Genomic DNA, 12,997 nt, shown 5'->3' on the forward strand with positions numbered 1-12,997 from the left:
CAGTTTAAAAGACGAAACGCACGCCGGCCGTCACATTGCGTCCCGCCAGCGGCGCCGCCTCCTTGATGAACGAGGTATGGCTGAAGGCCAGTTCGTCGGTCAGGTTGTTGATACGCGCATAGATCTGGGCCGGCACGCCGCCGATGCGGGTGGTGTAATGCCCGCCGATGTTGAGCATGGTGTACCCGCCGGTCGGCGCTTCGAACGCCGCCACCCGGTCCTGGGTGCCGACCCGCGACAGCTCGGCCATGCCGTGCCAGGACTGCCAGTCCGCGTTCAGGCGCACGCCGATGCGGTGGGCCGGGATGCGCGGCAGGTCGCGATCGTCGAGGCCGGGGCCGCCGTCGAAACGGGCCCGTACCAGGTCGCCGAACAGGGTCGCGTCGAACACCGGCGAGAACTTGTGGCGCAATTCTCCTTCGAGTCCCGTGAACACCGCGTCGCGCTGGGCATATTCGACCAGCTGGAAGCCTTCGTGCTTGTCCAGGGTGCGGGCATAAATATAGTTGGCGACCCGGTTGCGGAAGGCGCTCAGCGAAAAGGTGGTGGCGCCTGAAAACTTGCGCAGGGTGAGGTCGAGGTTGTTCGATGTTTCCTTGCGCAGGTCCTGGTTGCCGATCTCGTAGGTTGCGGTGGCCAGGTGCACGCCGTCGGCATACAGTTCCTCGGCCGTCGGCAGGCGGTGGCTGCGCGCCAGCGAGGCGCGCAGCGAATACGCAGGCGCGAACTTCCACACCGCCCCGGCCGCCACCGAGGTGCCGCGCGCTGCCGTGTCGCGCCGGCCTGCGCCGTCGACCTCGATGCGTTGGCGCTCGTGGCGCAGGCCGGCCTCGAAGCGCCAGTCGCCGGCCCGGTATTCCTCGGTAGCGAACAGCGCGTGTTTCTTGGTGACCGTCGGCGGCACGTAGCCCTCCTCGCCTTCGGTGCTGAAATCGCGCTCGGTGGTCTGCACGCCGACGACGCCGCGCCAGCCGCCGACCGGCACGTGCTCGAGTTCGACGCGCGCATCGTGCGCCTTGTTGAAGAAGCTGGTGGCGACGACGCCCTCTTCCAGCTCGTCGTGGCGGTAGTCGGTGAACGAAGCGCGCAGGCGCGCCCTGGCGAAGCCGGCCAGCGGATTGCGGTATTCGCCGCGCACATCCCAGCGCTCGCTGTCGAGCTGCACGACCGGCACTTCCTCGGCCCCGTGTTCGTGCCCGTGGTCGTGGCCCTCCCCTTCGTCGTGGCCGCCGCAGTGCAGGTGGCCGCCGTGCGGGTGGCAGCTGCCGAATTCGTGCTGGTGGCCGGGGATGCCGTACTCGTTGCGCTCCTTCGTATAAGCCGCGCCCAGGTAGCCGCGCGCGCCGATCCAGGACAGGCCGACGCTGCCCGTCTCGGTTTTCTTGAAGCTGCCCGCGACCTTGCCGCCCTCGCTCCAGCCCTTGCCCACGCGGTAGGCGTCGGCGTCGCGCTTGACGCCTTCGGCATGGACGGCGACGTTGCCGGCGCCGCCGGTCACCTCGAAGGCGCCGGTCTTCTCGCGCGCGGCGGAATTCGCGCGCAGCTCGGCGCTGCCTTCGACCGGCGCGGACGGCAGTTCGGTCGGGATCTTGCGGTCGAGGATGTTGACGACCCCGCCGACCGCGCCGCCGCCATAGGCCAGCGCCGACGGGCCGCGCAGCACCTCGATGCGCTCGGCCAGCACCGGCTCGAAGCCGACGGCGTGATCCGGGCTGATGGTCGAGGCGTCCTGGATTTCGGCGCCGTCCGACAGGATTTTGACGCGCGGGCCGTCCATGCCGCGGATCACCGGACGGCTGGCGCCGGCGCCGAAGTGGCTGGAGGTGATGCCCGGCTGGTTATTCAGCGTTTCGCCGAGGGTCGATTCGCGCGCGCGCACCAGTTCGCCGCCGGACAGCGAGGTCACCGGCGTGATCATGTCGTCGCCCAGCACGCCCAGCGCGCTGGCCGACACCACCACGGTCGGCATGCTGTCGGGGTCGGCCTGCAGCCGGTCGCCCGATTGGGCATGGGCGCCGAGCGGCGCGCCGAAAGCGAGCAGGATGGCCAGTGCGAGCGGGGTACGGTGGCAGGTCGGGACGGACATGAACGGCTTCCTTGAATGAGTGAACGTGGGCGCGGCAGGCACAGGCCTCCCCGCTTGTTCGATAATGATAATTCATTCTCATTAGAAGCTCAACAAAGAATTCGACGGTGTGGGTTGGTGGCGTGGATGGCGATGACGGGGCCGCGGGACCACAGGCCTCGATGCGTGGCAAGCGCGCGACAGGACAGGCGTCACCCAAGGCGCCGGAACAGCCCCGGATACGACACGACGAGCCCCTCGTCATCGACCTCGAGCACCGCCTGGAAGCCATCGGCGATCGACTCGAAGAGGTAGCTGTTCGGGCCCAGGCGCGTATAGGCCTGGGCCGTCCGTTCCAGGCACAGCCCGGGAATCTGGACGTAGGCCACGTCGATCGCGCGCCGTTCGCCGGGCGCGAGGGCCAGGCGCCGGATCGGCAGGGTATTCGTGAAGCAGCTGGCGCTCAGGTCGATGTCGATGCAACCGAGCAGCGCATCGACCGGCCTGCCGTCGTGGCCGCGCCAGCGGCCTTCGCCATCGGCATGCAGGCCCAGGTGTCCGCCGCCGGCGACATCGACGACGAGCTGCGTGACGCGCCAGGCGAGGTCGCAGCCGATGGTATAGGCGGCGCCATACGCCGGGGCATCGCGCTCGCCGGCCACCACGCCCTGGGCAAGCAGCCCGGCGCCCTCCTGCCACAGCACCAGATGCTCCAGCCCGGCGCCGGCCTGCGCAATCCAGCGGACCGTTTTTTTCATCGCAAGTCCCTTTCCAACGCGGCAGGGAGCGCATGCGCCGCGCCCGCCGGGAAGGACGATGATAACGCCGATCGAAGGCAGGGCCGGGCCGGTTCAGGCGCGCGGGCGCGCGCACGCGGCGAAAGTCGGGGGTGGGCTTACTTCCCCGCCGTCAGGAACAGCACGATGATGACACCGAGCCCGATCAGCAGCACCTGCGGCACCGATTCCTTCACCGTCGCCCTCCTCTGCATCTGCGGCATCAGGTCGCTCACCGCGATATAGATGAAGCCCGAGGAGGCAAACACCAGCACGTAGGGGATCAGGGCGCTGGCGCGGTCGAGCGTGTAGTAGCCGAGCAGGCCGCCGGCGACCGCCAGCAGGCTGCACAGCAGGTTGAAGACGTAGGCGCGCATGCGCGAAAAACCGGCATTGAGCAGCACGATGAAGTCGCCGATCTCGGTCGGGATCTCGTGGGCGACGATGGCCAGCGCGGTGACGATGCCCAGCTCCGGATTGGCCAGGAAGGCCGCCGCGATCAGGATGCCGTCGGTGAAGTTGTGCATGCCGTCGCCGATCAGGATCATCCAGCCCGACTTGCCGGCCGCGTGGGCATCGTGGCCGTGCGCATGGTGGTGGCCGTCGCCTTCGTGGTGGTGCGAATGGCGCAGCAGCGCCAGCTTTTCGAGCAGGAAGAAGACCAGCAGGCCGGCCAGCAGCGTGGCGAACAGCTTATGGGTGTCGGCGCCCGACTCGAAGGCCTCGGGCAGCGCATGCAGCAGCGAGGTCGCGAGCATGATGCCGACCGACAGGCTGACCAGCCGCTCCACCATTTTGGAGAGCAGCGTAAACGAAAATACTGCCGCGGCCGTGATGCTGACGACGCCGGCGATCAGGGTCGCCAGCAGGATGGAGATGAGAATCGGGTCGATTTGAAGCCTCTTGTTCTGGTCTTGTGCGGCGCGCCCGGCATCTGGTGCTTGCGCTGCGCGGCAAGCCGGGCATTGTACAGCTCCCGGCTCATGTGCGTCTTACTGCGCGTGCTGGTTCACCGATTCAAGCCACGCCGTGGCGCCGGAACCAGTCGATCGCGCGCTTCCAGCCGTCCTTCGCATCGGCCTCGTTGTAGCTCGGACGGTAGTCGGCGTGGAAGGCGTGTCCCGAGTTCGAATAGACGACGAATTCGGACTTGCTGTTGCCCTTCGCGAGCGCCGCCTTCATGCGCTCCACCGATTCGAGCGGGATGCCGGTGTCCTTGGCGCCGTACAGCCCCAGCACCGGCACCTTCAGGTTCGGCGCGATGTCGATCGGGTGCTTCGGCGAGTTGGCGCTCGGCTCGCCGACCAGGCGGCCATACCAGGCCACGCCCGCCTTGACCTTCGGGTTGTGCGCCGCGTACAGCCAGGTGATGCGCCCGCCCCAGCAGAAACCCGTGATGCCGAGTTTTTCGGTATCGCCGCCGCGCTGTTTGGCCCAGTTGACGACGGTGTCGAGGTCGAGCATGACCTGGGCATCCGGCGTCTGCGAGATGATGGTCTTCATCAGGTCGGCGATGTTGGCGACCTTGGTCGGGTCGCCCGCGCGCACGAACAGGTCGGGCGCCAGCGCCATGTAGCCCTGCTTGGCCAAGCGGCGCGCCACGTCCTTGATGTGCTCGTGCACGCCGAAGATCTCGGAGACCACGAGGATCACCGGCGGATTCGCCTTGCCCTCGGGCTGGGCGCGGTAGACCGGCACGTCCTGGCCGTTGATGACGATGATGTGCTCGCCCGCGGACAAGCCCGCGGTGTCGGTCTTGATGACCGTTTGCGCCGCGACCGGCAATGCCGCCGCGGCAAAGCCGGTGCCGGCCGCCGCCTTCAGGAACACGCGGCGGTTGACGCCTTCTTCGAAACTGGTGGCGGCAACCAGGCTGTCGCCGTCTTGTACGAGATCCTTCATGTGCATCCCTCCGGTCGTGGGTTATCAGGCTGACTATCTTACAGCGCCCGGATGGGTTGCGCATGTGCACACTTGTGCCGGCGCCGGCCGCGCCCCTGTCAGGCCAGCACGATGCGATCGCGCCCGGCCTGCTTGGCCTCGTACAGGGCGCGGTCGGCGCGGCTGATGAGTTCGGCGCTCGGCTCGCCCGGGCGGCGCGTGGCCAGCCCGGCCGAGAAACTGATGGCGGCGCCTTCGAGGCCCGGCACTTCGAGGGCGCGCACGCGCTCGGCCATGCGCTCGAGCACGACGCGGGCGTCGCCGGCGGCGGTATCGGGCAGCAGCAGCAGGAATTCCTCGCCGCCCCAGCGCGCCAGGACGTCGTCGGCGCGCAGCGAGGCGCGCGCGGCGACCGAGAAAGCGCGCAGCACGGCGTCGCCGGCCGCATGGCCGTGGCGGTCGTTGACCTGCTTGAAGAAGTCGAGGTCGAGCAAGGCGATGCACGTGTCGGCACCGGCGCCGGCCGCGTGGCGGCGCTCCTCGGCCTCGAGCACGCCGGTCATGTGGCGCCGGTTCACCAGCGAGGTCAGCTCGTCGATCGTGGCGAGCTTGCGGATCGTTTCGAGCGCCTCGGACAATTCCCCTTTCTGGTACTTCAGGCGCGAGCGCAGCTTGCTCATTTCCCCGGACAGGAGCGCCGTCGACATCAGCGCGCCGGCCAGGTAGCCGAAGGTGATGGCTTCGTTGAGCGGCGGGAAGCGCAGCGGGTCGTGCGCCTGCAGCCACCACATGGCGGCGCCCATGCCGAGGGTGGCCGCGCCCGAGAGCATCAAGGTCTGGCGCGGGCGCAGGGCAAACATGCAGAACACGATGATCACGACCGCCATCGACAACATGGCCGCGCGCAGGGGGCCGGAAATCACGTAAGCCCAGACGGCGCAGACCAGCGAAAACGCGGCCTGCGCGACCGCCAGCTGATCGGGCGCCAGCTTGAGCCGTGCATTGGTCCGGATCAGGAGATAGAAAGCGCTGGCGCCGCAGGCGCCGAACACGATCAGGCCGTTTGCTGCGCCTGGCTGGCTCAACCCCTGCTCCACCTGCACCACCGGCAGGGCGATGCAGACGACATACAGCACGCAGGTCGCCGCCCAATACTGGAGCATGCGGTGCAGGCCGGGCTCACTACCGCAGAGCAGGACGGAAAGACGGCGCAGCATGCTCATCGCCATCTCCGGGGGGCGGCAAGGCGCCTAGCTTGCCTGCGATACATGGAACCTGGCCTGTAGAATCGGATACGTCATCATGCTCGAAAAATGGCCCGCGCCCCCGCCAGGATGCGGGGCCGCATGCGCGCGCGGAGCGGGCAACGGCTCAGACTTTACCGAATATGCATGGCAAAGTCGACATTTTCAGTAACAGAAAGAAATATTCGGCTGCTATCAGTTTCCGTTCAACAACACTGCCTGGCGCCCCGGCGCGCCAGGCAGCGGTCCCGCTTACGGGGTCAGCGTGAAGTTGACGCCGGCCTGGTTGCCGGTGGCGATGCTGACCGCGTCAACGCCCTTGACGGCGTAGCCGGCGGCAGCGGCCTCGACCCGGTAGGTGCCCCCGGTCACGCCCGTGGCCACCGCAAAAGCGAGCGGACGCGCGCTGCTGTAGGCAACATACTGGGGCGCGGCGAGTGGCAGGTTGGCAATCGTGTAGGCACCGCTGGCCAGGTCCGCGCCCTGGTACTTGATGGTCACGGTCGGGCCGGCGGTAAACGCCTGCTTGGCCGCGACATAGGCGACCTCCGTGCTGCTCGGCGGCGTCAGGGTGACGGTGCCGCCGATGCTGCCCATCGCGCTGGCGGCCAGCGTCAGCGGCGCGGCCGCGCTCGAGAGCGAGGTGGTGCTGGTGGTCGAGGCGACCGGCACGGCGCCGATCACGGCAGCGGCGCTGTTGTCGGCCGTGATGACGACATCGTAATTGCCCGGCGCCAGGCGCGACAGGAAGAATTCGCCCGTGGTCGGGTTCGGCGTGGTGGCGCTGACGATGCTGCCGTTCTGCTGCGCCGAGACCGTCACGTTATTGGCCAGCAGTGCCGTGCTGACGACGCCGGAAATACCGTTGATGGCGCTCGGCAGCATCTTGACGACCGGCTTGAGCGCATAGGCGCCCTTGCCGCGCGTAACAACCGACTTGCAGGCGTCGAAGTCGATCACGACATCGGCCCGCCCGCCGGCTTCGACCGTGAAGGCCCCGACCAGCTTGATCCCGCTCTGGACGGCGCTCGGCGTTTCCAGTGGCTGCTCGGCCTTGGCGCCGGTCGGCAACACGGTGTTGGCGCTGCCGCTGGCATTGCCGTCGAGTACGAGGCGCAACTGGTTGTACTGGCCGGCCTCGAGCGCGGTTTGTCCCAGGGTTTCGAGGACGCCGTTGGTCAGGTTCAGCAGGTTGATCTTCTTCGGGGTGGCGAGCACGATGTCGGTCCAGCCGCCATCGGTTTCGCTGGCGGCGGCGCTCTTGTTGACGCGCACCTTGGCGACAGTCACGTTGACGGCGTCGAAACCGCAGGCCGGGGCATCGGTCAGGGCGACGCTCAGGGTACCCATGGTCGAGACCGGCGCCGGCGCGGGCGCGCTGTCCCCGCCGCCACCGCCGCAAGCGCTCAGGGTGGACGCGACAACGATGCCGCCGAGGAGAAGCTGGGTACGCAGGGAGGTGGAACGCATGGAAGACCTTTCAAAAATGAACTTGCCCGGAGGCACTGAAAGGACATTAACATTCCACAAGGAAACATTGTGTTAAGCAATTCACATTGAAACGTTTCATTACATCTGAAACATTTAACTGTTGTCTTAACACAACTTTACATGTGCACAGGGCTGGCGGCCTGCGTCCGCCAACCCCGGGAACCGTTTATTCTCCCGCCTTCACCGAGCCGAGGCCGGCGACCGACCGGTTGACCGAGCGCGGCTTGCCGAAGTAGCTCAGGCTGCCCAGGCCCTGCACGGCCACGTCGAGCCTGTCGCTGGCATACACCTTGACGTCGCCGATGCCCCGGAAGCGGATGTCGGCATCGTTGGCGATCAGGGCCTTGCTGTCGACCTCGCCCACGCCTTCGGCCGTCATGCTGAAGGTTTTGACTTTACCGTTGATCACCATGCGGCCCGCGCCGCGGTAGTTCACGTCGAAGCGCTCGCCGCGAATGTTGTTGAGCTTGATCTCGCCGGCGCCTTCCGCGTCGAAGGCGCGCAGCTGGCCCATCTTGACCAGGACGATGCGCTCTTCGCCATTCGCCGAATTCAAACTCTTGTCGCGCATCCGCAGGCGCAGCTCGCCATTGACGACCTCGGTGATCACGCCGTTGACGAACCGGTCGCTGCCGCTCACCACCACCGACTGCGACGCGCTGCCGGCGTCCACGGTCACGCTGAACGGGCCTTGCGCCTTGATCGAGGTGAACGGCGCGGCCGCGCGCACCTGCTCGGCGGCCTGGGCGGCGGTGGCGGAAAAAGCGAGGCCAAGGGCGAATGCAAGAGCGAGTGGACGCATGATGATTTCCTTTATATGTCTTGTGTTGAAGAGTGAAATCATCGTAAGCCGAAACGCGTGCATGGGCGCGGCTTTTGCGACGGACTGCACATTTGGCGGCCCGTGCTGCGCAGACGGGCGGCCCGTCGGGCCGCGCGCGTCAGGGCCGTTTACTTCACTGCTTCACGCGGTACAGCGCGCACAGCTTGTTGCCGTCCGGGTCGCGCACATAGGCCAGGTGCATCGCCCCCATGCTGCCCTCGCGCAGTCCGGGCGGCTCCTCGATCGAGGTGCCGCCATGCGCGACCGCCGTGTCGTGGAACAGCTTGACCTGCTCGGGCGAATTGCACTTGAAGCCGATCGTGCCGCCGTTGGCGCAGCTGGCCGCTTCGCCGTTGATCGGCACCGTGATGCCCAGCGTATTGCCCTCGTGCCGGTAGAACAGCCGCGGCTGGCCGGTAGGCGCCCGGGTAGCGAAGGGCTCGCCGGCCCCAAGCAGGCCGAGCACGGCGTCATAGAAGCGCTTCGAGCGTTCGATGTCATTCGAACCGATCACGACGTGACTGAACATGGATATCTCCTCGGTGTTGTGGAGCGTCCGAGTGTACGAGAGGCTTGACTGCCGGGCAAGAACATCGGCGCACGCCGGGTGTGCGCAGGCCGGCCGCGCTCAGGGGATATGCTCGGCGCCGGCCGGCGGGACGACCCATCCATGCATGCGCGACTCGTAGACCGACACCGTCGGCGCGGGGAAGGCCGGGTCGGCAAAGGCGCCGACCGGAATCGTGACATAGGCCTCGAGACCCTCGGCCTCATAGTAGACCGTGGCGCCGCATTGCGGGCAGAAGTGGAAGCTGGCATGCGAGCCCTCGTCTCCCGCCAGCACGTACCGGGTCGACTGGCCTTGGATCGCCACCTGTTCGCGCAGGAACCGTGCCTGCTGCGCGAAGGGACCGCCGCTACGACGCTGGCAGGCCAGGCAGTGACAGATCGAGACGCGCACCGGCTCTCCGGTGGCGCGGGCCGACAGCTGGCCGCAAGTGCAAGCGGCAAGTCGCGTGATCAAGCGTTCCTCCCTGGTGGTTTGACCTTCAGTGCGCCCTCAGTGCGCCCTCAGTGCGCTCTCAGTGCGCTCTCAGTGCGCCTCCTCCCAGTTGCTGCCCACCCCCGTCTCGGCCACCAGCGGCACCTTCAGTTCGGCCACACCGGCCATCAGTTCCGGCAGCTTGGCCTTCACCCGCTCCAGCTCGGCTTCCGGCACTTCCAGCACCAGTTCGTCGTGCACCTGCATGACCATGCGCGTGGCCAGCTTTTCCGATTCCAGCCAGTCCTGCACGGCGATCATCGCCAGCTTGATCAGGTCGGCGGCCGTGCCCTGCATCGGCGCGTTGATCGCGGCGCGTTCGGCGCCGGCGCGGCGCGGGCCGTTCGGCGAGTTGATCTCGGGCAGCCACAGGCGGCGGCCGAACACGGTTTCGACATAGCCGCGCGCCTTGGCGGCGGCGCGGGTTTCGTCCATGTACTGCTTCACGCCCGAGAAGCGCGCGAAATAACGCTCGATGTAGCTGGCTGCTGCCGCGCGCTCGATGCCGAGGCGCGCCGCCAGGCCGAACGCGCTCATGCCGTAGATCAGGCCGAAGTTGATCGCCTTGGCATAGCTGCGCTGCTGGTTTTCGACTTCGTCGAGGGCGACGCCGAAGACTTCGGCGGCGGTCGCGCGGTGGATGTCCTCGCCATCGGCGAACGCTTTGAGCATCGCTTCGTCGCCCGAAATATGGGCCATGATGCGCAGCTCGATCTGCGAGTAGTCGGCCGAGACGATTTTATTGCCCGGCGCCGCGATGAAGGCTTCGCGGATGCGCCGCCCCTCCGCCGTGCGCACCGGGATGTTCTGCAGGTTCGGGTCGTTCGAGGCCAGGCGGCCGGTGATCGCGACGGCCTGCGCATAATTCGTGTGCACCCGGCCGGTGGCCTGGTTGACCATGGTCGGCAGCTTGTCGGTATAGGTCGACTTCAGCTTGGCCAGGCCGCGGTGTTCGAGCAGCACCTTGGGCAGCGGGAAGTCCTCGGCCAGCTTTTGCAGCACTTCCTCGTCGGTCGAGGGCGCGCCGGTGGCGGTCTTCTTGATGACGGGCAGGCCGAGTTTACCGAAGAAGATCTCGCCGATCTGTTTCGGCGAGCCGAGGTTGAAGGGGCCGCCGGCCAGCTCGTAGGCTTGCGCTTCGAGTTCCATCAGGCGCGCGCCGATCTCGCGCGACTGCGCGCCCAGCTTGTCGGCGTCGATCAGCACGCCGTTGCGCTCGATCTTCTGCAGCACGATCTGGGTCGGCAGCTCGACTTTTTCGTAGATATAAGTCAGGCCCGGGTCCTGCAGCACGTGCGGCAGCATGGTCTGGTGCAGGCGCAGGGTGATGTCGGAGTCCTCGGCCGCGTATTCGGTGGCGCGGTTCAGCTCGACCTGGTCGAAGCAGATCATGTTCGCGCCCTTGCCGCACACGTCCACGAATGGAATCGTCGTGTAGCCGAGGTGGCGCATGGCCATCGTGTCCATGTCGTGCGGCTTGTGCGACTCGAACACGTAGGACTGCAGCAGCGTGTCGTGGACGATGCCGCGCAGGGTCACGCCATGGTTGTTGAAGATGTGCATGTCGTACTTCAGGTTCTGGCCCAGCTTCGGCTTGTCCGGATTTTCCAGCCAGGGCCGCATGCGTTCGAGCACTTCTTCGCGCGGCAGCTGCTCCGGGACGCCGGCGTAGCGGTGCGCCACCGGGATGTAGGCGCCCTTGCCCGCTTCGGTCGAGAGCGAGATGCCGACCATCTGCGCCGTCATCGGGTCGAGCGAGGTGGTTTCGGTGTCGACCGAGGTCAGCTCGGCCGCGTCGGCCAGGGCCAGCCATTTGTCGAGCTGTTCCCAGGTGGTGACCAGTTCGTATTCGCCCTTGATGATCGGCATGCCGGGCAGCGTATCCTGGGTTTGCTGCGCGCCTTCCGGCGAGTTCAGCGCCGGCGCGCCGACGCCCGGCCCCTGCGACAGTTCGCGCAGCATGGTTTTGAAGCCATAGCGCTGGAAGAAGTCGCGCAGGGCATCCCTGTCTTCCGGGCGGGCGACCAGGCTTTCCTCGATCGTCACCACATGTTTGACCAGGTCGCAGTCGGTCTTCACGGTAATCAACTGGCGGCCCTGGGGCAGCCATTCCAGTGCCGAGCGCAGGTTTTCGCCCACCACCCCGCCAATGCTGTGCGCGTTCTCGATCACGCCGTCGAGCGAGCCGTGCAGCGCCAGCCATTTCAGGGCCGTCTTCGGGCCGCACTTGCTCACGCCCGGCACGTTGTCGACCGTGTCGCCGATCAGGGTCAGGTAGTCGATGATGCGGTTCGGCGGCACCCCGAACTTGGCGAGCACGCCGGCTTCGTCGAGCTTTTCGTTGCTCATCGTATTGATGAGGGTGACCTTGTCGTTGACCAGTTGCGCCAGGTCCTTGTCGCCGGTGGAGACAATCGTCTGCATGCCCTTGGCGGCGGCCTGCACGGCCAGCGTGCCGATCACGTCGTCCGCTTCCACGCCCTCGACCATCAGGATCGGCCAGCCCATGTGGCGCACCACTTCGTGGATCGGTTCGATCTGCTTGGAGAGGTCTTCCGGCATCGAGGCGCGCGTCGCCTTGTACTCGGGGTACATGTCGTCGCGGAAAGTCTTGCCTTTGGCGTCGAACACGCAGGCGATGTAGGCGGCGGGATAGTCGGCGCGCAGGCGGCGCAGCATGTTGACCATGCCGTGCATCGCCCCGGTCGGGTGGCCGTCTGGACCGCGCAGGTCGGGCAGCGCGTGGAAAGCGCGGTACAGGTAGCTGGAACCGTCAACGAGCAGCAGGGTATTTTGCATAGGAGTGAGTGGTAAAACCGGCGGCGAGCCAATGAGCAAGCGGAACGACATTATCGCAGAATCCGGCATGGTGAAAACGCAACGACGGCGTTGCGGCGCTTTAAAGCGCCTAACAAAACCTCCATGGCTGCGTTGCAGCGTCTCGCCGTACAGGCGTACTGTCTTCGACGCCGCGCCTTGCCCTGAAGGTTTTGTTAGGCGCTCTTAGCCTGTATGGGCAATCGGTACACTTTTCACTGGGAACGGTGTCTGTTTGTTACAATGGTCCAAACGAATTAAGGTGACCATCATGCCGCGCACAATTCCCCGCCTGTCCCTCTCGCTCGTTCTGCTGGCATGCGCCGGCGCCGCGGGCGCACAAACGTCGACGCCGCCCCAGCCGCAGCCCCGGCCGCAGAGTCAGCCTCCGGCAACGGAGCCGATCGAGGCAGGCAGCGACGAGCCGGCCACCCGCATCGAACCGCGCCGCGGGACCGAGATCAGGGAAAAGCGCAATAACAACGGCCAGGTCACCGAGATCGAAGTCAAAAGCGGCAAGAGCCGCTACATCATGCGTCCGAACCAGGCGGCCGGCAATGCGCAGGCGGGCGACGCCCAGAGCAGCGCCTTCCGTGCGCCGCAATGGCAGGTGATGGAATTCGACGGCAACGCCAAGAAAAAGGCGCAGGCCGAAGCGCAGGCAGCGGCTGAGGCCGCCGCTGCGGCAGGAAGCGGCGCCGCGGCGAAGAAGGTTTCGACGCCCGCGACCGGCGCACCGGCCAAGGTGCCGCCGGCAACGGCTCCGATGCTCAGCCCGGCCGACGTGCCGCCACCGCCGCCGCTGCCGGCCAGCCGCTGAACGGTGGGCCTGATCGTGGTATAACATCCCACAGATAG

The 12,997-nt window shown here is 66.7% G+C and carries 11 protein-coding genes; 1 reads left to right on the forward strand and 10 read right to left on the reverse strand.

Going from position 1 to position 12,997, the window contains the following annotated elements:
* Window positions 1-4 precede the first annotated feature (4 nt).
* The 10 genes from ACFPAH_RS15645 to polA form a co-directional block, all read right to left on the reverse strand.
* Window positions 5-2,086 (reverse strand): TonB-dependent receptor domain-containing protein, encoded by a 2,082-nt coding sequence (locus tag ACFPAH_RS15645; RefSeq protein ID WP_379747125.1) that lies wholly within the window; start codon window positions 2,084-2,086, stop codon window positions 5-7.
* Between the two features lie 191 nt (window positions 2,087-2,277).
* On the reverse strand, window positions 2,278-2,823 hold the full coding sequence (locus tag ACFPAH_RS15650) for a putative glycolipid-binding domain-containing protein (RefSeq protein ID WP_379747127.1): 546 nt from the start codon (window positions 2,821-2,823) through the stop codon (window positions 2,278-2,280).
* A 137-nt stretch (window positions 2,824-2,960) separates the two neighbouring features.
* A complete protein-coding gene (locus tag ACFPAH_RS15655) occupies window positions 2,961-3,635 on the reverse strand; it encodes a ZIP family metal transporter (protein WP_379747129.1) in 675 nt (224 codons plus the stop codon).
* A 223-nt stretch (window positions 3,636-3,858) separates the two neighbouring features.
* Window positions 3,859-4,743, reverse strand: coding sequence for a dienelactone hydrolase family protein (locus tag ACFPAH_RS15660; protein WP_379747131.1), 885 nt, complete (start codon window positions 4,741-4,743; stop codon window positions 3,859-3,861).
* Between the two features lie 98 nt (window positions 4,744-4,841).
* On the reverse strand, window positions 4,842-5,945 hold the full coding sequence (locus tag ACFPAH_RS15665) for a sensor domain-containing diguanylate cyclase (RefSeq protein ID WP_379747133.1): 1,104 nt from the start codon (window positions 5,943-5,945) through the stop codon (window positions 4,842-4,844).
* 273 nt (window positions 5,946-6,218) lie between these two features.
* Window positions 6,219-7,436: a DUF4382 domain-containing protein gene (locus ACFPAH_RS15670; RefSeq protein ID WP_379747135.1), complete on the reverse strand. Its 1,218-nt coding sequence runs from the start codon at window positions 7,434-7,436 to the stop codon at window positions 6,219-6,221.
* A 187-nt stretch (window positions 7,437-7,623) separates the two neighbouring features.
* Window positions 7,624-8,259, reverse strand: a complete 636-nt coding sequence (locus tag ACFPAH_RS15675) for a GIN domain-containing protein (protein ID WP_379747137.1) — start codon at window positions 8,257-8,259, stop codon at window positions 7,624-7,626.
* Window positions 8,260-8,413: 154 nt separating this feature from the next.
* Complete coding sequence (locus ACFPAH_RS15680; RefSeq protein ID WP_379747139.1) at window positions 8,414-8,809, reverse strand: VOC family protein; 396 nt, start codon at window positions 8,807-8,809, stop codon at window positions 8,414-8,416.
* A 99-nt stretch (window positions 8,810-8,908) separates the two neighbouring features.
* Window positions 8,909-9,304 carry a GFA family protein gene (locus ACFPAH_RS15685; RefSeq protein WP_379747141.1) on the reverse strand — a complete coding sequence of 132 codons (396 nt, stop codon included), beginning with the start codon at window positions 9,302-9,304 and terminating at the stop codon, window positions 8,909-8,911.
* Between the two features lie 69 nt (window positions 9,305-9,373).
* Window positions 9,374-12,121, reverse strand: a complete 2,748-nt coding sequence (gene polA, locus ACFPAH_RS15690; RefSeq protein WP_379747143.1) for a DNA polymerase I — start codon at window positions 12,119-12,121, stop codon at window positions 9,374-9,376.
* Between the two features lie 289 nt (window positions 12,122-12,410).
* Here polA and ACFPAH_RS15695 point away from each other — a divergent pair, with 289 nt between their 5' ends.
* A complete protein-coding gene (locus tag ACFPAH_RS15695; RefSeq protein ID WP_379747306.1) occupies window positions 12,411-12,959 on the forward strand; it encodes a hypothetical protein in 549 nt (182 codons plus the stop codon).
* Window positions 12,960-12,997 lie beyond the last annotated feature (38 nt).

This window comes from Massilia sp. GCM10023247, from assembly GCF_042653325.1.
Taxonomy (GTDB): Bacteria; Pseudomonadota; Gammaproteobacteria; order Burkholderiales; family Burkholderiaceae_D; genus Telluria.